The sequence below is a fragment of the Aquimarina sp. AU474 genome, assembly GCF_900312815.1.
Lineage (GTDB): Bacteria > Bacteroidota > Bacteroidia > Flavobacteriales > Flavobacteriaceae > Aquimarina.
The window spans coordinates 1,725,460-1,749,349 of record NZ_OMPE01000009.1; the positions used below are offsets into that span (position 1 = coordinate 1,725,460).

General features: G+C 33.1%; 21 protein-coding genes. 10 read left to right on the top strand and 11 right to left on the bottom strand.

Going from position 1 to position 23,890, the window contains the following annotated elements; translation table 11 throughout:
- The first annotated feature begins 6 nt into the window (after positions 1 to 6).
- Positions 7 to 573, top strand: coding sequence for a hypothetical protein (locus tag DK508_RS20815; RefSeq protein ID WP_109302697.1), 567 nt, complete (start codon positions 7 to 9; stop codon positions 571 to 573).
- Positions 574 to 590: 17 nt separating this feature from the next.
- Here the strand turns inward: DK508_RS20815 and DK508_RS20820 are convergent, their stop codons facing one another.
- The 4 genes from DK508_RS20820 to DK508_RS20835 form a co-directional block, all read right to left on the bottom strand.
- Entirely contained in the window at positions 591 to 1,127 is a 537-nt protein-coding gene (locus tag DK508_RS20820; protein ID WP_109302698.1) for a TIR domain-containing protein, read from the bottom strand.
- A gap of 72 nt (positions 1,128 to 1,199) precedes the next feature.
- Positions 1,200 to 1,679, bottom strand: coding sequence for a hypothetical protein (locus DK508_RS20825; RefSeq protein ID WP_109302699.1), 480 nt, complete (start codon positions 1,677 to 1,679; stop codon positions 1,200 to 1,202).
- A gap of 242 nt (positions 1,680 to 1,921) precedes the next feature.
- A complete protein-coding gene (locus tag DK508_RS20830) occupies positions 1,922 to 4,429 on the bottom strand; it encodes a zinc-dependent metalloprotease (protein WP_109302700.1) in 2,508 nt (835 codons plus the stop codon).
- 87 nt (positions 4,430 to 4,516) lie between these two features.
- Complete coding sequence (locus tag DK508_RS20835; RefSeq protein WP_109302701.1) at positions 4,517 to 5,998, bottom strand: hypothetical protein; 1,482 nt, start codon at positions 5,996 to 5,998, stop codon at positions 4,517 to 4,519.
- Between the two features lie 168 nt (positions 5,999 to 6,166).
- Here DK508_RS20835 and yiaA point away from each other — a divergent pair, with 168 nt between their 5' ends.
- The 4 genes from yiaA to DK508_RS20855 all read left to right on the top strand — a co-directional run bounded on the left by yiaA (position 6,167) and on the right by DK508_RS20855 (position 9,058).
- Entirely contained in the window at positions 6,167 to 6,643 is a 477-nt protein-coding gene (gene yiaA / locus DK508_RS20840) for an inner membrane protein YiaA (RefSeq protein ID WP_109302702.1), read from the top strand.
- 150 nt (positions 6,644 to 6,793) lie between these two features.
- Positions 6,794 to 8,095 (top strand): DUF2157 domain-containing protein, encoded by a 1,302-nt coding sequence (locus DK508_RS20845; protein ID WP_109302703.1) that lies wholly within the window; start codon positions 6,794 to 6,796, stop codon positions 8,093 to 8,095.
- A complete protein-coding gene (locus tag DK508_RS20850) occupies positions 8,092 to 8,643 on the top strand; it encodes a GDYXXLXY domain-containing protein (RefSeq protein WP_109302704.1) in 552 nt (183 codons plus the stop codon). Before DK508_RS20845 ends, DK508_RS20850 begins: the two co-directional genes overlap by 4 nt.
- Positions 8,644 to 8,713: 70 nt before the next feature.
- Complete coding sequence (locus tag DK508_RS20855) at positions 8,714 to 9,058, top strand: DUF6515 family protein (RefSeq protein ID WP_160114822.1); 345 nt, start codon at positions 8,714 to 8,716, stop codon at positions 9,056 to 9,058.
- A gap of 95 nt (positions 9,059 to 9,153) precedes the next feature.
- Here DK508_RS20855 and DK508_RS20860 read toward each other — a convergent pair whose 3' ends face one another.
- Positions 9,154 to 9,759, bottom strand: a complete 606-nt coding sequence (locus tag DK508_RS20860) for an SPOR domain-containing protein (RefSeq protein WP_109302706.1) — start codon at positions 9,757 to 9,759, stop codon at positions 9,154 to 9,156.
- A gap of 191 nt (positions 9,760 to 9,950) precedes the next feature.
- Between DK508_RS20860 and DK508_RS20865 the strand changes: the two genes are divergently transcribed.
- Positions 9,951 to 11,708 (top strand): alkaline phosphatase, encoded by a 1,758-nt coding sequence (locus tag DK508_RS20865; RefSeq protein WP_109302707.1) that lies wholly within the window; start codon positions 9,951 to 9,953, stop codon positions 11,706 to 11,708.
- A gap of 136 nt (positions 11,709 to 11,844) precedes the next feature.
- Positions 11,845 to 12,309, top strand: a complete 465-nt coding sequence (locus tag DK508_RS20870) for a hypothetical protein (RefSeq protein WP_109302708.1) — start codon at positions 11,845 to 11,847, stop codon at positions 12,307 to 12,309.
- A gap of 40 nt (positions 12,310 to 12,349) precedes the next feature.
- On the opposite strand, the gene DK508_RS20875 is transcribed toward DK508_RS20870, so the two are convergent.
- The 5 genes from DK508_RS20875 to DK508_RS20895 form a co-directional block, all read right to left on the bottom strand.
- Entirely contained in the window at positions 12,350 to 13,915 is a 1,566-nt protein-coding gene (locus DK508_RS20875) for a hypothetical protein (protein WP_109302709.1), read from the bottom strand.
- 16 nt (positions 13,916 to 13,931) lie between these two features.
- On the bottom strand, positions 13,932 to 15,620 hold the full coding sequence (gene lysS, locus DK508_RS20880; RefSeq protein WP_109302710.1) for a lysine--tRNA ligase: 1,689 nt from the start codon (positions 15,618 to 15,620) through the stop codon (positions 13,932 to 13,934).
- A 70-nt stretch (positions 15,621 to 15,690) separates the two neighbouring features.
- Positions 15,691 to 16,587, bottom strand: a complete 897-nt coding sequence (locus DK508_RS21395) for a thioredoxin family protein (protein ID WP_109302711.1) — start codon at positions 16,585 to 16,587, stop codon at positions 15,691 to 15,693.
- A 124-nt stretch (positions 16,588 to 16,711) separates the two neighbouring features.
- Positions 16,712 to 17,194 carry a DUF1573 domain-containing protein gene (locus tag DK508_RS20890; protein WP_109302712.1) on the bottom strand — a complete coding sequence of 161 codons (483 nt, stop codon included), beginning with the start codon at positions 17,192 to 17,194 and terminating at the stop codon, positions 16,712 to 16,714.
- A 113-nt stretch (positions 17,195 to 17,307) separates the two neighbouring features.
- On the bottom strand, positions 17,308 to 18,375 hold the full coding sequence (locus tag DK508_RS20895) for a response regulator transcription factor (protein WP_109302713.1): 1,068 nt from the start codon (positions 18,373 to 18,375) through the stop codon (positions 17,308 to 17,310).
- 115 nt (positions 18,376 to 18,490) lie between these two features.
- Between DK508_RS20895 and DK508_RS20900 the strand changes: the two genes are divergently transcribed.
- From DK508_RS20900 to DK508_RS20910, 3 genes are all read left to right on the top strand, one after another.
- Positions 18,491 to 18,649 carry a YqaE/Pmp3 family membrane protein gene (locus tag DK508_RS20900; RefSeq protein ID WP_109302714.1) on the top strand — a complete coding sequence of 53 codons (159 nt, stop codon included), beginning with the start codon at positions 18,491 to 18,493 and terminating at the stop codon, positions 18,647 to 18,649.
- 22 nt (positions 18,650 to 18,671) lie between these two features.
- Positions 18,672 to 19,388, top strand: a complete 717-nt coding sequence (gene lipB, locus DK508_RS20905) for a lipoyl(octanoyl) transferase LipB (RefSeq protein ID WP_109302715.1) — start codon at positions 18,672 to 18,674, stop codon at positions 19,386 to 19,388.
- Between the two features lie 63 nt (positions 19,389 to 19,451).
- Positions 19,452 to 19,988 carry a hypothetical protein gene (locus DK508_RS20910; RefSeq protein ID WP_109302716.1) on the top strand — a complete coding sequence of 179 codons (537 nt, stop codon included), beginning with the start codon at positions 19,452 to 19,454 and terminating at the stop codon, positions 19,986 to 19,988.
- 60 nt (positions 19,989 to 20,048) lie between these two features.
- Here DK508_RS20910 and DK508_RS20915 read toward each other — a convergent pair whose 3' ends face one another.
- On the bottom strand, positions 20,049 to 23,693 hold the full coding sequence (locus tag DK508_RS20915; RefSeq protein ID WP_109302717.1) for a reprolysin-like metallopeptidase: 3,645 nt from the start codon (positions 23,691 to 23,693) through the stop codon (positions 20,049 to 20,051).
- Positions 23,694 to 23,890: the final 197 nt, after the last annotated feature.

Consider the following 23,890-nt stretch of genomic DNA (forward strand, 5'->3'; position numbering starts at 1 on the left):
CGCTACGTGAAGATACCACAATTTTTATATCATTATTATGAAATTGATAAAGGGCCATTTCTCAATATAACACAGAACGAATTTGAAAAAGCTCTAGAAATTCAAAACAATATTTCTGAAGGTTTTAATAGTAAAAGACCTGCAAACTATATTGAGTTAAGGTTTGATTTAGAGAAAAGATTAAAAAATGCCTTTGCTCGCAAAGGAGGAGAGCCTAATCGTAATGATCCTTTTTATTTTACTTTGGGAGAATGCGATTGGGTAAAATCTTTATATGCGAATCCAGGTGTCGTTAAAATCCCTATAGAGAACTTTAATCCCCAACACATTAGTTTTACATATCCTGATAGTATGGTTTCATTTCAGTTTCATGATGAACCAAAGTTAGAGATGTATCGTAAAAAATGTAATGGGCAAGTATTTATGTTTAGTGAAATAAATAGTTTAATTGATGAATTTGGGATGCCTTCTGAAGAAAAATGGCAATCTATAGAAAAAATGAAATATGATCGTTATATCGAAGTACAAGTATGGGATGATGAAGTAGTTAAAAAGTTTAAAAACAATGATTAATTTTTAAGTACAAAAAGTTATACCGTCATCCACTCGGTTAATTTTTTAATATCTCCATTGGGATATTTTATGTAATAGATCTGTTCTTCACCTTCATGAATATAAGGATATTTTTGTAAAAATTCTTCACCCCCATAATCATCATAATCTCCTCTTACTGGTAGCATCACAATATCATCTACCGGAATTTTGGTTTTTGCCAAACGCAATACCCAGTTACACCATTTGGAGTGTATTGCATCTTCGGTAGCCAAGAAAATAAATTTATTATTGTCTTTAATTTTTTGAGTAATGCTGGTGGTAATACTATCACCCTTATCATCCTCTTCTACATTTTCTAACCAATCTACATGGATCATGATCCTAAAATTATTTAGAAAATTTATAGCACTATCCAGTTCTTCAAGTTCATTAGGTTTATGAAATAAAAAAAGATTAACCTTTCGCTCTCTTGTTTCTTCTTTAAATAACTGTAAGCTTTCGGTAATACTTGTGTGATATATTCTTACCGAATTTCTAAACTGTAATAATCCAAATTTAGGTAATATACTCATTAGTGTGAAGAGATGATTTTTACAACTTTATAACGTAATAACAATAGTTTTTGTTGTTTTAAGCAGGATTAATTATTCCTTAGTATCAGTTGTTAAAGTTTCTTTTTTGTCTAATAATTCTTTCATATCTAGATATGCTGTTTCTGCTCCTGGTTCATTTTTGTTTAATAAATAAACTATTGAACGATAAAAACTTAATGCATTAGAATAATTTTCATAATCCAAAAGCATTTTGGTGTCGATTAGCTGTTGGGTGATGTTTTGTAATGTTTTTATATGAATATCTATTTGTTGGCAAGTTTCATGATCGCGATCAAACTCCTCTTTGTCTATAGATTGAGGAATCCATTCGGGATATTGTTCCATGTAATTCTTGGCCTTATTCACCATTAATTTATTCTTATTAGCGATATGGCCATATTGTTTACGTTGTTCGTTAGAAAGATCGTAAGTTTTGCCAGATAGAACTTCTTTAATTGTTTTAATGTGTTGAGTGAGTTGAGATAGTTCTTTATCAGAAAATACTGTGTTTATTAAGTTTTCTAAAGCCATCGATATGTATGATTTAAAGATTACATTAGTTTAGTGAGCAAACCTAAACCTTATCATAATACAATGCTATGGGATAATACCCCTTTTTGAATAGGGGAAATTTCTGAGAATAATTATAGATTGAAGTTTTGTATATGAGCTTATATAATTGAAAGCGTTTTCAAAACATAAATTGGTTATAATATTAAAGTCCCTACTTAAATAACTTAAGTAGGGACAATTTTAAATAAATTTCAATGTTTTTATTTCTTAGGCTCGAGAATAGAAGTTACTCGTTCTACAATATCTTGTAAATGATATCTTGTCATTTGATCACGGCTTCTTCCAATAGCATTTCTAGTATCTCTTCGTAGCGCGTTTAGTTCTGCTCGCACTACAGCTCTAATGTCACTTTGAGAAGCGTTTACATTAGTTCTTACTACAAAACGCCTTATGTTTTCCGGAACTTTAGGTTGCTCTTTGATCATTAAAAACTCCATTCTATCAACATAAGCTCTTTGTAAATTACGACGATATACATCTATAGCTTTACCACTTTGTAACTCTGACCATAACCCAGATCTTAATTGAGTCATCATGTTAAGCAAAGTATAAGCTTCGTTAGAATTTAAAGCTTCATTTTCGATTAATCTAGCCATTCTACCATGTTCTAATAATCTATTTAAAGTTCTAGATTGAAAATTGCGAATACGTTCGATACTACCGGCAAATTCTATCTTATCAAAGATGTTTTTGTCTAATAACCACTCTGGCGTAGCAAATAACTGTTCATGCAAAAACTGCATAGCACGTTTTTGATTTTCTTTACTTACATGAGTATAGACAGCTCCTTCCTGGTCATATGTTTTGTAATATTCATATACTCCCCCGATATTAGAGCTTACATGTCCCATATATCTATTAAACTGACCCAACACTTGCTGGTACATGGTTCCTAGATCATCATAGTTTTTACCATCTTCGGCAGTCCATTTAATTAAGTTAGGTACAATACGTTTTAAATTTTTAATACCATATGTACTAGCATTTACAGCATCATCACCCAAATCCTCGGTTTGAGAACTAGGATCGATTACCCCAAATTGTTGTTTTCCAAAACGGTACATTGGGTCATTTTGATGTTTAAGAATCCATTGATCTAATGTTTTCTTTTCTTCTTTGGCGCTCTTATCTAGTATAGGTCTATATCCCCATCTTATCGCATGCTTGTCATAAATACCAATATTTGGCATTAGGGCAACATCGCCATCTCCAGGTTGTGCTACATAATTAAAACGAGCATAATCCATTATTGAAGGTGCAGTACCATATTTCTTGGTGAATTCTGGATTTCTAAGAGATTCAACAGGATAAGCAACGCTACTACCCATATTGTGGGGTAAACCTAAAGTGTGACCTACTTCGTGAGCCGATACGAACCTGATCAAACGACCCATAACTTCATCTTTAAAGGCAACATTTTGAGCATTTGGATTGATGGCTGCTGTTTGTACAAAAAACCAATTTCTTAATAGCGTCATAACATTATGATACCAGTTGATATCACTTTCTAGAACTTCTCCAGATCTTGGGTCACTTACATGAGGGCCGTTTGCATTAGGTATTGGTGATGCCAAATAACGCACTACAGAGTAGCGTACATCTTCGGGGCTCCAATCGGGATCTTCTTCTTTGCTTGGAGGATCTTTGGCGATAATAGCATCTTTAAAACCGGCTTGTTCAAAGGCTACTTGCCAATCTTCGACACCTTTTTTGATATATTGTCTCCACTTTTTTGGAGTAGCTCTATCAATGTAGTATACGATTTGTTTTTTAGGAACCACCAATTCTCCTCTTTTAAACTTAGCTACGTCTTCAGGCTTCACTTCTAATCTCCAGCGATCCAAATATCTTACGGTTTTACTCTCTTGAGCTTCTAGACCATAATCTGTTTGTCCTCTTGCAAACCACCCTACACGTTGGTCAAAGTAACGACGTTTCATAGGAGTTTTAGGAAGTAATATCATAGAATTACTCATTTCTAATGAGATAGATCCTGTACTTGTGTTTGAAGGAGCTTCGGCAGCATTATAAGTTTTAACATGACGAGCTTCAATATTTAGAGGATAACTTCGTATAGTGTCGATATACGACCGACTATCATCTAATTTCGAAATCTTATATTGTTTGCGTCTATTATCCGGAAAGCCTAAAGCTTTCACATCTTTTTTAAATAAACTAGTGACATCAATTACCGTTGCGTTATTAGTCGTGCTAGTAGAATCTTTATGAAAAGCCTTGATAGGAAAAGCATATAGAACAGGTTCAAAATTAGAATTAACAACAGCTTCATGAATAGGTAATGAGTCTGAAGCAAAAACTTGATGTGAAACTACACGAAGTAATATTTGCCTATTTTTCTTTTGCCATCGTAGTACTTGAGTGTTTTGTTTTCCGCCACCAAACCCAATTCCGGCAGCAGTCTTGGCAATACGAGTTACCATCAACATTTCTCGATTTAATAAAGTATCAGGTATTTCATAGAAATATTTGTCGTTTACATGATGAATGTCGAACAAACCTTTATCCGTCTTCGCATTTTTGGTAATGACTTTGCTATAAGGCATAATAGTGTCCTTTTTACCTCCTTTTTTTTGAGGAGCTATAGCTGTCTTTTTTCCTTTTTTTCTTTTTTTGGATTGAAAAGCATAACAATCCGCTGTTGTAATGGTTATCATCAATAGAAATAACCAAAATGTATTTTTTAGCATATGAAGAGTTTTAAACGGCGGAAAGTACTAAAATTACATAAGCGCTTATGTGAAAGTAAGGTTAAAGAGTATTTTTTAACAAAATTATTAGTTTACCAGCTTTAGTGTTGTGGTATATAATTCTGTATTATATGCCTTAGATCTTATCCAAGCATAAAAACTTATTTCAAAAATATCTTCTTGTTCTCGTGTTGATGTGGTAAGTGAATTTGATATTTTGTTTCTAAAAATGTCAGTTGTAGCAACCTCAGGTTTACGATCATACTCGAGCGCTAGTTTTAAAAATTCTAAAGCTCTATTTTCATTATTATTTTTAAGGTATACACTATGTTTTTTTCTAAAACTATTTGCCCGCGATTCTACCAAATCAATATTATTTAGTTCGATATGTAAAAGAATTTCTACCAGGTTTTTCTTAACCACCCAGATTGTCCCAGCTTTTTCAGCATACCAATGATCGCTATGATATAGGTTAGTTAATACACCTAAAGCTTCTTTAAACCTTGATTGCATGAAATAAAATACAATCAAGCTTAGTTTAAGATCTAATAAATATGTTATTTGTTCTTTATGTTTGGCATCTTCAAAAGCATGAATTGTGGTAATAGCCAAATTCGCATTCCCAGTATAATTAAGGTTTAAGGTATAGAGTAATATATATTGAGGGTAGAATCGACGATGGTATTTATATTGATACTTATCCATCTGATCTTTCATTAACGAAAGATAACGCATTGAAGTTTCAAAATTCTTATTTCTAAAATAAGCATTGGCTACATAATATAAGATCTGAATATGATAAAATAAATGCTTGTCGATAAGTTTTTCTCTTGTGTCAATGAGAGTATATGCTTCTTCAACAAAAGGCAATATGGTAAAATAATCACGTGTGGCTTGGGCTGCGGTATTTGTAATTTCTAAAATTTTAAATAAGGATCTAAACGTTAAATCTTGGGTGATTGAAATTCCAAATTTTGATAGGGTATCACGTATTACTATTGCAAAATCTTTGTGTTTTTTGATAAGTTTATTTTGTACGGTTGCATAAAATAAATTGAGATTTTCTTCTTGCTGTATGGATGCCTTGTTGTTGTTAAAGTCGGAGATTAGGGTTTCTAATGGTGTTGTAATGTTAAGATGGGCATATTGGATTTTGGTATAATAAATTTCGTTTAAGATGCTGTACAAGTCGTAAGTTTTTGCCTTAAGTTCTGCTTTTTGGATAGTTTTTAAGGCTATCTTATATTGTTTTTGCTCAAAAAATATTCTACTTGCTAATAAGAGTTTGAGGATATCCATCTCTTCAGAGGTTTCGCCTTCAAAACTCTTAGAGGCTACAAAATCTATTAAATTATCATGTAATCTTTTGCATAGTGCATGAAAAGCACCTTTAGCAGGTTTGCCATAAATCTTTACATCAAGACCTTTGACCTCATCATGAACGTTCATTAATTTAAATAATTGAATATTCTTGGTGTCATTCCTTTTGTTTTTTTGTCGAAGTAAAGTGATGAAACTTCGTTTGTCTTCATCGGATAAAGTGCGAATAATAGATACAGTATGATTCATTATATCGTAAGTAAAATATGATATAAATATACTATATTAAGACTTAATGATATATTTTTAATTAATTATATCGTAAGTTTTTGCAAAAACTAGAATTTAATACCTGACTAGATGATCGCACATTTGTACTGTTCAAAATAAAAAAATAATCATCAAAATTAATTAATTATGGACTACAAATTTAGTAATGATGTATCTGAGGATACTACAAACGAAAAGTTAGAAAAAAAAGAAGTTAAGGTATATGATCAAAAGCCAACGCCGGCTTTTATATCAGCATCATGGTCTGCTTTATTCATTGGTATGATATCCTATTGCATAGGTTTATGGAATGCGTTTATGCCATTAAATGAAAAGGGATATTATTTTACAATCTTATTATTTGGATTGTTTTCTGCGGTATCTGTACAAAAAAGTGTTAGGGATAGATTAGAAGGGATTCCTGTTACAGAAATCTACTATGGGATTAGTTGGTTTACAACAATCATTTCTATTTTATTATTAATTGTTGGTTTATGGAATGCTGATCTAGAATTAAGTGAGAAAGGGTTTTATGGGATGTCCTTTACACTAAGTTTATTTGCGGCCATTGCCGTACAGAAAAATACTAGAGATAAGAAGTATATCGAAAGTAAGGAGCAATAATCAAAAGAAGGAGCTATGTTGATTTGATTCTAAGTAATAAGATCAAAATCAATACCCGGGGGGAAGCTCCTTGTTTTGATGATTAGAAAGGGCAGCTGTATAAGGCAGCTGCCTTTTTAACTAAAATGTATCACTAAACAACTTTGTATCATGAGTTCAAAATTTAATAAAGAACTGCAAACACTGGTAAGAGATAAAGTTATTTCACCAGAACTTGCAAATAAGATAGAACAATACTATGCGACTAAAAATTTGGGGAAACCCAATAAGTTGTTCACTATTTTTGGGATTTTTGGAGCATTATTAGTAGGGTCAGGTATTATCTTGATGCTCGCGCATAACTGGGATGATTTTTCAAGAATTACTAAAACAATACTTGCTTTTATTCCTTTGGTTATTGGTCAATTTATGGTCGGTTTTTCAATTCTTAAAGAAAAAAGTACAGCGTGGAAAGAAGCTACAGGAACTTTTCTGTTTTTCTCAGTTGGAGCTTGCATATCTCTAATCAGTCAGGTATATAATATTCCCGGAGAACTAGGGTCTTATTTACTTACTTGGATCATTTTGTGTTTACCCATGATTTATGTATTGAGATCTAATGCGGTAGCATTACTTGTACTTATTTTAAGTACTTATTATGCCATCGAAGTAGGGTTGTGGAATTATCGACATCGTGAAACACCTTGGTTATATGTTGTATTCTTATTAGCCATTATTCCGCATTATTATAATTTGTTAAGAACGAGGATTTCTAGTAATACAATCACAATATTTAATTGGATTATTCCAATAAGCATTACAATAGCTTTGAGTGCTTTTGTTGGTGATAATGGAGCGTTAGGGTTTTTAATGTATATGACGGCTTATGGTTTGCTTTATAATGTAGGGAAACTTACCATATTTAATAAGCTTAGAATCCTACGAAACGGGTATACTGTGATTGGTTCATTAGGAACAGTGATATCATTGATGATATTTACATTCAGGTGGGTATGGGATGATCTTATAGGTAAATTTAATTATGGTTCTAATGAATTGTATGTGGCACTAGCATTATTTGTAATTGCATTTGTAATGTTGGCAAACATGGTTCTTAAAAAAGGTTTGAAAAAAATCAATCTATTTCAAGTAACATTTATACTGTTCTGGATAGTGTACTTCTCGTTTTCTTCATCGATAGTAGTCCCTGTTATTTTGATGAATGTACTAGTATTTGTTTTAGGGATATCTGCTATAAAAATAGGAGTAGATAAATTTAATTTTGGAATACTTAATTATGGACTATTAATTATTGCTACACTAATTATCTGTAGATTTTTTGACACAGGTATGAGTTTTGTAATCCGAGGAATATTATTTGTATTGGTAGGAACTGGTTTTTTTGTTACCAATTATATTATGTTAAAGAAACAACAAAGGTTTAAACAACAAATTAAAGATTTACAGGTATGAAAACAATTCACTTATTTATAGGATTTATGCTACTGGTATTAGTGCAAATTTTTATTCCAGTACAAATGATATGGGAGCAAGAAGATGTGCTTATTTCTGGAGAAGTATATAAGTTTAAAACCAGACCGATTGACCCAACAGATCCTTTTAGAGGAAAATACATAACACTGCAATACGAGATGGATTCTTTTACAAAAGAAGATACAAGTTATGCGTATGGAGATAAAATAAGAATCTATATCAAAAAAGATGACAACGGTTTTGCTGTTCCTGTAGCCATAAGTAAAAAACCATTGACTAGCTCTAAGGATTTTATATTAGCAAAAGTAATCGGGAACTATAACAAAGAGATAAGTTTTGAATTACCTTTTAATAGATTTTATATGGAAGAAACCAAAGCTTATGATGCAGAAAAAGCATATCGAAAAGTGAATCGGGATGGTTTGAAAGAAAATGTATATGCAGAGGTGTATGTTAAGGATGGGGTTTCAGTTCTTAAGAATGTAATTATCGATGGGATCCCGATACAGGAATATGTTGAGAAATAGGGTACACGTTAAACCATTTTAAAATATCGCAGTCATAGAAGTATAAGAAACTAAAAAAAAAGCTAAGACTATGGGTGCGATATTAAAAATGTGGATACCGATTTTAATAATTTGTTTTTTAACAACTTCTTGCGCTACAACGGTTACTGTTCGTCCTGCTAGAGGAGTTGTAGTTACTAAATTAAATCACCCCAGAGTTGTAGTACATAATAACGTAAGATATTATAAAAGTAGAGGAGTATGGTATATAAAAAAGAACAAATCTTATAGGACGGTAACTGTGCCAGTCGGAGTTAGAGTGACTACTTTACCAAGAGGGTATAAAGTAGTTAAGATTAGAGGTGTAAAGTATTTTGCACATAATGGTGTGTACTATAAAAGATCTGGAAGAAAATATATAGTGGTTAATGTGTAAAAGTGCATTAATTAAATAAACTATCCTATAAAAAAAGTGGTTAGAAGCCTGTTGCGACAGTCTAACCACTTTGTTATTGCAATATTTTTATCGCTTTACCAAGCTTCTTCTATTTTTAAGCGTTTTCCATTTTGATAAGACCCAATGAAAGCATTTCTAAAACCCATTCGTACGAGTTCTCTACGAAACTTTTTAGCTTCATTTAATGTTTCAAAATTACCTAAGGCATATTTGTTAAACCCTTCACTTTTAATTTCTTTCAAGTTTACAAAACTATCTGAATACAAAGACAGTCTCTTTTCTTCGAAGGCACCAATCTGAACCGCATATACTATTTGATCATTTATAGAACCAGCATCTTCATTAGAGTTATTTCCATCTATTTCTTGATTCATAGAAAGGTTCTGAAGCGTTGCCTCTAATTCTGTAACTTTGTTTTCAAGAATCCCTACTTGTTCTTTATGTTTTTTCTGAGAAATCATATTCGCAGGAGTATTAAATTGCATAAAATAAACCGTTCCTGCAACTCCAAGTAAGGCAATTATACCCAGTATTATAGTAGCGATCTTAAATTTCCGAGAGTTTTCTTTCTCGTCCTTAACCGCTTTTTCGCTCAAATAGCCTGCAGAACGCGCAGATTCTTCAGATTTTTCTATTTGATCTTTAAAACTTTGTAATTCTTCGTCTGTGATAAAAGGCATGTTGTTAGTTTTTAAAACACTCAAATATAGGAGATTCTTGTAAAACTTCAATATTTAAATGGATTTGGGTTGTTGAGAAGGTCAAACATTGCGAGATATCGGTGTGCATAACAATTAAGGTTTATTTAATTGAGAGGTAACATAGAAATATGAAACTGAAAATACCTTTACGAAGTAATAAAATTAGATAAATGGATAGAAGAAAGTTTTTTGAAAAGTCACTTTTGGTTACAGGTGGTTTAATATTGGCTCCAATATATATTAGTTGCAATGATGATGATGATTTACCAATTGGAGAGATTCCTGATTTAACTACAGATAATTTTTTTGAAGGGTTAGCTAGCTTTGATCCAACTCAAACTAGTATAATTTTATGGACCAGATTTACACCTGTTTCAAAAATAATGTCAAAATTATCTCCAGTAGAAGGGATTACATTAAACTGGCAATTGTCTATCGATAAAACCTTTGAAAAAGTTTTAAGAAGTGGTGAAATAAGTGCGTTTGCAGAGAATGACTATACGGTAGCCATAGATGTTCAGGATTTACCCTCAAATGAAAAATTTTACTACCGATTTTTTAACATAGATACCAAAACAGTATCAGTAATTGGGGAAACCATAACCTTGCCAGGAGTTGGGGATGCCGTTGCTGATGTAAAATTAGCAGTATGTTCTTGTGCAAACTTTGCAGCAGGTCTTTTTAATACTTATGGGATGATGGCAAATTCTGATGCAGATGTAATTGTGCATCTAGGGGATTATATATATGAGTATGGAGAAGGAGAATATGGTACTAATGAGAATACAGTCGCTTTAAATAGAGTGCATAGTCCTGCAAATGAAATTATAAGCTTAGAAGATTATAGAAGCAGATATAAGCAATACCGTAGTGACAAACAATTACAGTTAGCTCATCAAAAGAAACCTTTTATCTGCGTTTGGGATGATCATGAAGTTACAAATGATGCATATAAATATGGGGCAGAGAACCATCAAGAAAACGAAGGTTCTTATGAGGCACGAAAGCAAAGAGCGATACAAGTATATAGTGAGTTTTTACCAATACGATCCACAGATCCATATAAGATATATCGATCTTTTGATTTTGGGTCTATTTTGAGTCTACATATGTTAGATACTAGAATTATAGGAAGAGATAAGCAAATATCATATAACACTTTCTTTGATTTTAACACAGGGCAATTGGATGGTGATGCTTTTCAGGAAGCATTATTAAATCCTAATAGAACACTTTTAGGGGCAGAACAATTAACATGGTTGTCCGGGTCAATATCAGGAAGTACTTCATCTTGGCAGGTTTTGGGACAACAAGTATTGATGGGGAAAATGTTTATGCCAGCAGAATTACTTATTATTTTGGGGCGAGTTGTTGCAGAAATTGGTGCAGCAGGAAGCGTTACTCCAGAAACGACACAAGCTTTTCAAGATTCATTAGCACAGCTTACCGATATAAAAAGTAGATTAATAGCAGGAGATGTAACATTAACTACCGAAGAAATTACCAGAGTTAGAACTGTATTGCCGTACAATCTAGATTCTTGGGATGGTTATTTTACAGAAAGAGAGCAACTTTTTGCGGCATTAGCAGGAAAAAAGACTGTATGTCTCGCTGGAGACACGCATAATGCATGGCACAGTCTATTAAAAAATGCTAGTGGAGAAGAGGTAGGAGTAGAATTTGCTACTCCTTCGGTAACATCACCTGGATTTGAGGAATTTGCAGGATTACCAGATAATCAAATAAGTGGATTTGAGGCCTCACTTCAAACACTTATCGATGATTTACAATACACAGATTCTTCGCGAAGAGGGTATTTAAAAGTTGCTTTTACTTCTAGTACAGCAGAGGCAAAATGGATATTTGTGGATACTATAGCACAAGAAAATTATACCGAAACTATAGGGAACACAATAACGTATAGTTAGGATTTTTTTTAAAAAGGAGAAGGAGGCGTTTTATCAAGGCGCCTCCTATTTTTTTAGCATGGTAATGAAGATTTATCGCATTGAAATGTAAGCTAGTACATAAAAGTTTCGACCCATTTAAGAAAAAATACAAGTAATGGAAAGAAAAGTAATTGTTATCGCATTGATTTTGGGGAGTGTTTTAGGGATGCAAGCACAAAAACTCAATTACCCCGCTTCAAAAGGTTTACGTCAATTAAATAACGGTTGGCACAAATTTTCTGTTGAAGGAGCAATTTTTGATGTTGAGGTTTCCGAAGGTAATTTAGTAAAAGGAAATGTTGTATGGTTTGATAATTCTAAATATTCTGGAAGCTTTAGTAATAACAAAATTTCAGGAAGAGGAACTTATATTTGGCCTAATGGAGATAAATATGAAGGATCGTTCAGAAATAATCAGCGTCACGGAAAAGGAACTATGTACTGGTCAGATGGGACAAAACATAGTGGAAAATGGAAAAATAATTCTAGAAATGGCAAAGGGAAATCATTTGACACGGATGGGAACCTTGTAAATGAAGGTGTTTGGGAAGAAGATACTTTTTTAGAAAGCAAAAAATAAAAACATATTTATACGCTACTTAATGTAGCGTTTTGTTTTTTTAATCACAATTTGATAAAGCTTTACAGAATTCAAGAAGGCTTTCTTGATTATTTTTGAATTCGTTATTTTGAGCTCGAGTTTTTAGTTTCGGACAATCCGCTGCATATAGCGCAAGTTTTTTATGAATGCCAAATACAAAGTCGGGAGTTAATGTAGATGTTCCTTTATCGCTATTAGGAGTCTTAAGGATTAATTCTTTATCGTTAAATACGTATAAAGTAATTTGATCGGATTCATGAAGTGTTTTTACAAGTTTTGGCCCGGGTACATTTGTTCCTGTTGATACTTCATCAAAAGTTATCGTTTTGTATATTTCTCCGTTGGCCAATGCAAGCGTATTAATTTCTTCGGCTTTGAAGGTGTTAGGCTGCAGATTGTTATCATCACCTTTAAGATGTACATCCACGGTATATCCAATTTTACTAATATTTGTATTAGATATTTGGGCTGTTAATGTATCATTAGCGGTAGTAATAAGATAAGCTATAATAGGAATATCAACTTCTTTCTGTTGTTTTAGTTCTTGAAAATTATCTTCTTCTGGCACATCCGAATAGTCAAGATTGGTAAGATCTTCTGTAACGATGTCAAAATGTCGATTTGCTAGTTGATTGACATCTAATCTTTCTTTAAGTCTATCAGCTAGGCTAATAAGGCGTCTACCTTCACTAAGATTAAAGTCATTATCAATAATCTTTTGAGCGTATTTTTTTGCTTCTTCAGGATTATCCATGTAATAATACATTTTAGAGATATTGAAGTAACTAGCGTGGCGTATTTTTCGTTCTTTACGTTTTGTACCTGTGTATTTAGTAGTAATTTTTTCAAAAGAATCGATAAGTGGCTTAAGTCGTAATGCCAAACCATCAATAGGTTCATTGTATTTCATTCTGTCAAAAATACTTTCAGCCTCGTCAAATAATTTTTGATGAGTGACATATTCTGGATGCTTTTTAGAACTCAAAATCAGAAATGTTTCATTTTTAATTTCAAAAGGAACATATCCATATATTTCATTTAGATCACTTTTAATCCTTCTGATTAAACGTACCCATTGTTCTGATCGATACCTCTTTTTTATAGCAGTTGCATTGCCAGCATAATATTTTTTAGCACCGTCATAACTTTTATATATACCACTCTTAAAAATACTGTTTTCTAGATAGTGTTCTTGGTTAGATTCTCCAGTAAGACTATTACTTATTTGTATAGCAGCACGCGAATTATAATCTACAATAACTTGGTATTCATATCTTGTTCTTATAAGTTTCCCGTCGCTATCTCTATCTTCTACTTTATTTTTAACAATATCATAGTCGTCTACTGCAATTCCTTGATAGTCTAAAATAATATCAAGACTAGCTCCAGAATTAACTTTAGAGAATCCGTATAAAGAAATGAACTTTGAGTTGGTCGAAAACGTTCTTTTACTATCGTCTAGTATGGGAGAAGAAGGTAGCTTAATGTACGAAACTCCAAAACGTTTTCTATCCATATTAGTGCTTTGCGCAAAAGAAATCGCATAGCAAAATAGAACTATAACAAAAAGTAATTTTTTCTTCATGAGGGTTATATTTTACCTACAAAAGAGCTACAAACAAACCTTCTTCAGTTTTTTCAACTTTGGCAAGTTTGTTTTTGGTTAACCCTTTGATTGTTTTATCCCATTTCTTATTACTAAGACCTGATTTGGATTTTAACTCATTTAAATCTAAAGGAGAAGCACTTTTTAATATTGTTACTACTGCTTTTTCATCTTCAGTAAGAGCAACAGCTTTCTTTTCTGGTCTCATCTGAGGGAAAAATAATACTTCTTGGATGGATTGATTGTTGGTTAAGTACATAATCAAACGATCCATACCGATACCCATACCAGAAGTTGGAGGCATACCATACTCTAATGCTCTTATGAAGTCTTGATCAATAAACATAGCCTCATCATCTCCTTTTTCTCCAAGTTTTAACTGATCTTCAAAGCGTTCACGCTGATCTATTGGATCATTAAGTTCAGAATATGCATTAGCAATTTCTTTACCACACACCATAAGCTCAAAACGTTCTGTAAGCTCTGGATTATCACGGTGTTCTTTGCATAACGGGCTCATTTCTTTTGGGTAATCTGTTATGAATGTAGGTTGGATATAGTTACCCTCACATTTTTCTCCGAAAATTTCATCAATAAGTTTTCCTTTACCCATTGTATTATCTACTGCTACTCCCATAGAAGTTGCAGCTTCTCGTATTTCGGCTTCAGATTTACCAGTAATATCAAAACCTGTAAAATGTTTTATAGATTCTGCCATAGTGACTCTGGCGTACGGAGCTTTAAAATCAATTTCATGATTATCAAAAGTAGCTTTAGTGGTTCCGTTAACAGCAATCGCACAATGCTCTAGTAATTGTTCGCAAAAATCCATCATCCAATTATAATCCTTATACGCTACATAAATTTCCATAGCTGTAAATTCTGGATTATGAGTACGATCCATACCCTCATTTCTAAAATTCTTAGAAAATTCGTAAACACCATCAAAACCACCAACGATCAATCTTTTGAGATATAATTCATTGGCAATTCTCATGTATAACGGAATATCTAATGAGTTATGATGAGTAATAAAAGGTCGTGCCGCTGCTCCACCTGGTATTGGTTGTAGGATAGGAGTTTCAACTTCAAAATATTCGCGATCGTTAAAAAACTCACGCATTGCATTAAAAAGCTTGGTTCTTTTTACAAAAACTTCTTTAACCTGTGGATTTACAACCAAATCTGCATAGCGTTGTCTATATCTTAATTCTGGGTCGTTAAATTCATCAAAGGTATTTCCGTCTTTATCTGTTTTTGGCAATGGTAAAGGTTTCAAAGACTTACTCAGTAAGGTGAAATCTTTAACCATAACGGTTTTTTCTCCTACTTGCGTAGTAAATAGTTCGCCTTCGATTCCTATAAAATCACCAATATCAAGTAATTTTTTGTATACTTCATTATACTTTGTTTTATCTTCACCAATACAAATTTCGTCTCTATTAAAGTATACTTGTATACGCCCATCGGCGTCTTGTAATTCGGCAAAAGAAGCTTTTCCTTGTATACGTCGTGACATTAATCGTCCAGCAATAATCACTTTTTTTCCTTCGTCATATTTACTTTTTATCTTTTCTGATGTGTGATCAACTGGATATAGTGCAGCTGGGTATGGATTGATGTTTAGGCCGCGTAGCGCGTCTAGTTTTTCTCGTCTTACAAGCTCTTGTTCTGATAATTGCATAATTCTGCCATTTTAAATGCACAAAAGTAGCGTATTTGAAGAATTTAAAGAAAAAGACTGCTTAAAACTTTTATCCTTTATTTGTTATTGCCATTAAGTTTTTGATTTTGTTTAATACTTCTTGATTATCAGTGATTTCTAAAGATTTTTGATAATACTTTATTGCTGTTTTTAAGTCTTTTATATCAACATACTTGTTGGCAATACTGATATAAACATTAGCTTCTCTAGAAAATAGCAATGTATTAAATTCTAGAACCGCCATGGCTTCTTCTTTTTTGTTTGCATAAAAAAGGACATTGGCAAGAGTGTTCAACTCATATAGATTTTTGGTTTTGCTTCTAAATTTTGTCACCAATTCTTTCGCGTTTTCTAATACATATAACCTACCTTTTTGTGTTAATAACGTATGCATCATAGCTACAGATTCATATTTTGGAGTATAGTTTCCAGAAAGTATGTTTAGCATATCTGTTTCTAAAGTATTTTTTGGTGACTCCACAATTCGATTTACTTCTTTACCATCTTTATAGAAAATAAATGTAGGTACTCTATGAATGTTTAAACCTTCATGTTCTCCTCCGGGGCTTTGTTTGTATGTAGATTTACGACGATCTACACCAATAATAGTAAGACGATCCAAAGGATATTCGCTGTTCTCTAGTATTTTATAAAAACGAGGTACTTCACGTTTGCTATCCCCACACCATGTTCCCATAAAAACTTTGATGGTATATTGATCTAACCTTCTTTTTAAAGAATCAATACTAATTTGTTTAGGAGTATATTGAGAATGATTTTTTGAGAACCAATCATTATAAGGTTTTTCATTAAAACCTTCTTTATTTATTTTCCCTACTAGCATTGGGGAGTTTTGTTCTAACTTTATTTCATGATTAAAAGACTGTGCGTATAATGTTATAGTAGATATAATCGATACTATAATCAGGGATATGATTATTTTCATGTGGATATATTATAGCGTTACAAAAAGGTGAGAAAACGAGACCTATTATTAATGGCTCCTAATACTTCCCAATTCTAAAAAAAATATCCCCCCATTAGGAGGGATATAACATTGATTTAATATGCTATTTACTAGCAGGAGAACCGTTCGTCTTGATTTTCGTTTTAGGAGTAACCATAGCTTTGATTTTAAGTATTTCTTTCCCCTTTTCTGTATTTGCGGTAATAGTTACTTGTTTACTTTGTAAATTGGGTTTTCCATTAGAGTTAAAAGTAACTAGCATATCTCCGGTAGCTCCGGGAGCGATTGGTTTTCTGGGCCATTTAGAAACAGTGCAGCCACAACTACCCACAGCATTAATGATAACTAATGGAGCTTTACCAGTATTTGTAAAAGTAAATGTGTGTGCTACTGTTTCGCCTTCGTTAATAGTCCCAAAATCATGATTAACCTTGTTAAAAGTCATTACAGGTTTTAATGTTGTTTTTGCATCACGAATACTTGCTGTAACCACATTTTCAGGATTTACTTTACTCGATGCATTAGTGGTACAGGATACCAAACCAATGGTTAAAATTGCCGATGCAATTAAGATTACTTTTTTCATTTTCTTGTTTTTTAGTTCATAAATAGATGATGAAACCAAAAATCAAAATAAGAGCCGGAAAAATGAACAAACTGGGGTTCGAAAAAGGGACTAGATCGGGGTGGAAATTTTATTTACTTATTGATAAACAGTGACTTAACCTCTTCTCTTGATCGTACTTCTAATTTCTTGTATAGATTGTTAATATGTGTTTTTATAGTGCTTACACTTACAAACATGGATGAAGCAATCTCTTTATTGGTTTTGTCTTTAAGAATAAAATCCAATACTTTTTGTTCTTGCTGGGTTAGGTTTTTGGTCTGATCCGAAGTCGAATTTCGGTTTTTTCGAGATGCTGAAAATTGAAAAAAGTTAAAGCCTAAAGACACAAATAATAATATAAGTAAAGACCACACTTGATAATTCTTTGAAGTTGTTTTTTGAGGAGTTATTAAAAATTTATCTGAAGCCAATTCAGATTTATATTGAGTGTAATACCTGCTATCTGGATATTTTTTTTGAAGCCTTTCTAATAAATGATCATAGTATGTATTTTCTTTTAAGTCTTTTAGATAATACGAATATAAATTATTGGATTTGTTAGAGATAAATGAATAAATGTACAGCTCTGTAAGGGGTTCATTTTGATTTTGAGCATATTCTTGCAGTGTAGAAAACCATTTTTTGGTGTTAATCCTACGATTGGTTTCACTGCGATAAGATGCAAATGCAAAACGCATGTCGTTAATAATAGAATCTACTTTTATAAAAGCGCTACTCTTTTGATTGTTTGAAACAATTTTACAGAACATTTCTTTGTCAAAAGAAAAAGGTAATGTAAGTGTATCAGAATTATTGGCGATAAATAAAATTTCTTTACTGTCTGGACAAAATCCATTAAAATGAATCGTTTTTTCTTCGTCGTTCGAACAGTTTTCAATGTGTATTCTGTACATACGATTTCCCGAGGGTAGATTGTCGCCAGAAAAACTAAAATATCCTAAAGAATCACTTGCGGTCTTCTGGATAATTTGTTCAGGATAAATACCAGATAATTGTCGGTAATCTTCAATTAAAGATAAATAGATGTCACCAGACCATTTTTCTGTATTTACATAACCTGTAAACTCATGCTGCGAGAATAATAAATTGGAACCTAAGGATAGGATAAGAAACAATAAGTAACAGGGTCGAAATTTCATAGTATGGTATAACAGTCTAAAAATATAGAAATTAATTTTAAGTTAATATTGTAACAGAATAAAATCTTAAGCTACCTATAATTATAATATTTAATTTATTTTTACATCGCAAAATATGAGTTTCTGGAGAGTTTTATTGGCTATATTTTTTCCACCATTGTCTATATTAGATAAGGGATGTGGATCTGTGCTTATAGTATTGTTATTAACAATCTGTGGCTGGGTTCCTGGAGTAATAGCTGCATTAGTTATACTTAATAATCCAAATTCCTAGATATGGGTTTTGGAATCAAATTATGAATAAGAACATACAAGTTAGAGAATTAGGGTCTGAAGATTTTGGTGTTACATGGGAATACCAGGAAAAACTATTTAAAGAAATTTTGGATATCAAAATCAAAAATAGACGAGAAGATGCCGGACTCGAAACTCCTAACTATTTTCTTTATGTCGAACATCCACATGTATATACCTTGGGTAAAAGTGGTGATGTTAGTAATCTACTGCTCTCAGAAGAGCAACTCAAAGAAAAGGAAGCTACATTTTATAAAATAAATAGAGGAGGAGATATAACCTATCATGGGCCTGGACAGATTGTAGGATATCCAATTCTTGATTTAGATAATTTTTTTACGGATATTCATAAATACTTGCGTTTTCTTGAAGAGATGGTAATTCTTACTTTGGCAGAATACGGTATTACAGGTACTCGAAGCAAAGGTGAAACCGGTGTGTGGTTGGATGTTGATACTCCTTTTGCACGAAAAATATGTGCTATGGGTGTGCGTGCTAGTCGCTGGGTAACAATGCATGGCTTTGCTTTGAATGTTAATGCAGATCTTGGATACTTTGATAATATTATTCCTTGTGGTATAAAAGGTAAAGCAGTAACTTCTTTAAATGTTGAATTAGGTAAAGAAAAAATTGATATTGAAGAGGTTAAAGGAAAACTATTGAAGCACTTTAGAACTCTTTTCGAAGCAAAACTGATCATTACTCAAGAAGAAATTTAGTCCTCGCTTAAATACTAAAATAATATTCTAAAGGTTTTAATGAGTAAATACTGATTGAATCTTATGAAAATATATGTGTTTTTTTTACTGGCGTTAGCCGTACATTCTTGTAAAGTTTCCAGTTCGTCACACGTACCATTGATTATTGCCAACACTTCGACAACTATTAACATTCAAAATCTTTGTCCTGAAAATGGAAATTGCAATGTTAAAACATATAAAAACTCCTTAATCACATTAAAAGAAGATACTACAGGTCGTTATTATCCTGTAATTGAAGAAGGAGATTATACAGTTGTAGAGTACACTTTCAAAATAAAAGGACCTGAAGGAACTGTTGATGGAGATTATTCTGAAACTGTGCATTTTCAAATTGCAAAGACACAAGAAGAGATGCGGATAGAAAATGATGAGTTAAATAACGTGAAATTACTTTTTGGAAAACATTGTTTTTGTAAAGGAGAAGCTGGATATTATAGAGTGAATAATGGAGTTTTGATAGTTAATAAAACAGAGGAAGGGATGGTTATAGATTTAGAATTCGCTGTAAATGAAGTTTCCCATAAAATTATTGCGTTAAAAGAAACCATTATCTTTTAAAAAATAAAAGCGGTGTATTGAAAAATACACCGCTTTGTTTTTACCCAATAAACTAATTATTTATTCTTGAATAAATTGTATTGTTTTCAATTTACCTTCACCACCTGGGTTAAGTCTTAGAATGTATAGTCCTGACGGTAAATCATGAGTGTTAATGGCTTTTTGTTTTAACATACCCGACATAACCGTTTTTCCGAGCAAGTCAACAATTTCATATGGTGTGTCTTTTTTAGAGACAATTACGGTTAGTAATTCATTTTCTCCAACTGGATTCGGAAATGCTTTTACTTGTAACGGTTCTGTGGTTGTCATACTTTCTACAGTAATTGCTTTGGTTGCTCCTGTAACTGTAAAGGTTGTCGTTTCTGATGATCCAAATTGCCCACCTGATGCTATAGTAGTGCCTTGAGACGAAAGTGAATACGATCCGTTTCCGTAAGCGCAACACATACCATCTCCATAACTATCGTTAAGCGTAAACGTATACGTTCCAGGATCTAAACACTCTGTTAATGTTAGGGTAGATCCATCAGGTTGAGAACCATAAGTCCCTCCAGATGCTACAACTTGATTACTACTATTGGTAATTTGCCAACTCGTTTCTTGAGGATAATCGTCAAAATTTAAGGTTAAAACAACATCAGTACATGTAGAAGGCCCTCCTTCAATTAAGCGTACATCATCGATTGCCATATCACCTTGCCATGTAGTTCCTGTGATCCCATTAAATCTCAACTGTATAGCTCCACCGGTATACGAGCTTAGATCTATATTTTCTGATTGCCATGAGTTACCCTGATTACCAGATTTTGACCAGATAGAAGCCCATGTAGTTCCATTATCATTACTTACTTCTAGTTCTAAACTACCCATGTTTGAACGACCATACATGTGATACTGAAACGTAAAGTTTGCAGATGTAATTGCTCCCAAATCAAAACAAGGAGAATTTAGTATAGCCCTTTTAGTAGGATTATTAGGAGAAGATGATTCCATATATACATAAAATGTACCTTGAGCTGCACTTGATGGCCCTGTATTTCTTGATGGTGTTCCGTTCGCATCTACAGTCCAATCAAAATCATCTCCACTGCCTTGGGTCCATGTACCTAATGTGTTTTCAAAACCTTCTGCATAAGGATAAGAAGATATACCTCCAGTACAATTAGAACCTCCAGAAGATTGCGTAGTAATGGTTGCTGTATTACTCGCAGTAGACTCATTGCCAGCAGCATCTTTGGCAATGATGCTGAAGCTGTAATTGGTATTTGGTGATAACCCGGTAACCTGATATGAGGTAGTTGTTTCGGTTGCGATTACCGTACTACCTTGATATACATCATATCCCGATACTCCTACATTATCTGTAGAAGCATTCCATGAAAGATTTGCAGTAGTCTGCGTGATGTTTGAAGCGGTTAACGAGCTTGGAGCACTTGGTGCTTGGGTATCTGGCTGAGAAGATGTTGTTACATCTACAATATTACTCGCGTTAGATTCGTTACCTGCTGCATCTTTAGCTTTTATACTAAAATTATACGCTGTATTTGATGATAATCCAGTTACCTGATATGAGGTAGTTGTTACTGTTGTAACTACTGTGTTTCCTTGATATACATCGTAGCCTGTAACACCTACATTATCTGTTGAAGCATTCCAGGAAAGATCTACAGTAGTTTGTGTAATATTTGATGCTGTTAAATTTGCAGGATCGGTTGGTGCTTGTGTGTCACCGCCGCCGCCAGACGTAATTTCAAAATTAGCATTAGAAATATCATAGAAAATATGTCCTGATCCTCTTACCATAATTCTATTTTGCGTACCAACAGCATTAGGGACAGTAATATTATGAGAACCATCATTAGAAACAGCCGATGCTAGAACAGTTGGATATGTATTTCCTCCATTTGTAGATAAAAGAATATCTACACTGGCTGCATTAATTCCATTTCCTGTCGTTCCTGCTACATTCCATGTTACTGTTTGAGTAGATCCGGAAGCCCAACTCACATTAGAGTTAGGTGCGCTTACCACAAAAGGGCCAGCCCCGCCAGCAACGGTTATAACAGTGTTGTCGCTAGCTGTACTTGCCCCACCAGGGGCGTTATCTCTAACAGTAAGTCTAAAATTCATTGTTCTATTTACCGAGGGTACAACTTCCCAAGTAGAAGATGTTTGCCCAGCGATAACTGTGGGTAATGCGGGCATATACCTATCTGGTGATGAGGTAGGTGTTAATGATCTAAATGCTGGTCCATTAGTAGATGTTGATGAAGGGGGCATTGTTGCCGGTTGTGCATCCATTTGCTCCCAACAATACGTTAGTGAATTTCCAGCATTAGTATCAGATCCAATACCTTTTAGAATAAACGGAGTAGAAGACGGTATAGTAAAATCTTGCCCTGCATTTGCTGTTGGAGCAGCATTACCGGTATTACTTTGGGCTCCACATCTACTATTTCCTTGAGAGATATTTTGCCACATTTCTTGGATACTTATAGCATGAAAATATGCATCACTATTATTTTGAACATTAGGAGAACAAATACCAGCATACCCCATAATCGTAGATGCACTTCCAGGTTCTACAGAAGCACCCGATCTTTGGCAATTATTATTTTGAGTATGGTTCCCTCCAAACTGGTGTCCCATTTCATGAGCTACATAATCTACATCATATGTATCACCAATAGGACTACTTTGACCTGTAATTCCTCTTGCTTTAGAATTTGTACATGGTGATCTTAGTTGTGCTAATCCACCACCTCCTGTACTAAAAGCATGCCCAATATCATAATTATTAAAACCAATGACATTATCGCAAACCGTTTGACTTTCATTAATTAAAGAACCAGCACTGCTGTTACTTAAATTATCGGTATTTGGGTTAAGAAAGATAATATCAGTGTTGTTATTTACCAATACCATAGTTATTGCTAAATCTCTTTCGAAAATACCATTTACCCTAGTCATGGTGGTATTTATAGCAGATAGAACTGCTGCTTTTTTTACTTGATCCGAAGCGCCAGAACTAATCCCTTGATTATTGATATGAAACTGCGAGTATTCCCCAGTACATGCAACGGCAAGTCTAAACGTTCTTAGTTTACCATCATTAGCGTTTTTGGTAGTTGGAATTTGATCTTGAGAAAAATTTGATTTTATATTATCCTCAACTAAACATTGAAATCCATTGGGATCCGCTGGTAAATCTGTTTTTAAATACGAGATATAATTCTCTTTATCTTTTGTATAAGGATCAATATATATGGTTTTATGATTTCCTGAATAGATCATGGCATGTAAACCAACCTTTGATAAACTAAATCTTACTACAGATGTTGGATCATCTACCCCATAGCCAATATAAGATTTAATATCAGGGAATCTTTTTGCAAGTTCTGTGTCAAGTACTGAAGCTTCAAGGATTCTAAATTTTTGAATCGCTCCATCATTTGTTGGAAATTCTAGAACAATACTCGAATTTTTTTGTTGAGATCTTTCTGGTGTCTTAGCCAGAATTGAAGTTAATTGTTTGGTGTTAAGAGTGAAAAGTTTATACTTAGAAGGTGTTGTTTTTCTAAGTTCTTTTGCTTTGCTAGCAGTCTTACTTGCGGATATGGGAGTCCACACTTGTGCATTAATACCAATGCTCATCATTAAAAATGAGAGTACTAGTATTTTGGTTAAAATACTTGTTTTCATAATTGAGTTGATTTGTGTTAGTTTGTTTGAGTTATATCAAGTTACAACTCTTTTTGTGAAAAATTAGTACTCATTAGATGAGGTTTAACAAAAAATGTTAAGATCAACCCTCAATTCTTAATTAATTGTTAAATAAAATTTAAATGATTTTTATTTAAAACAAAAAAACCGAAGCATAAGACTTCGGTTTTTATAAA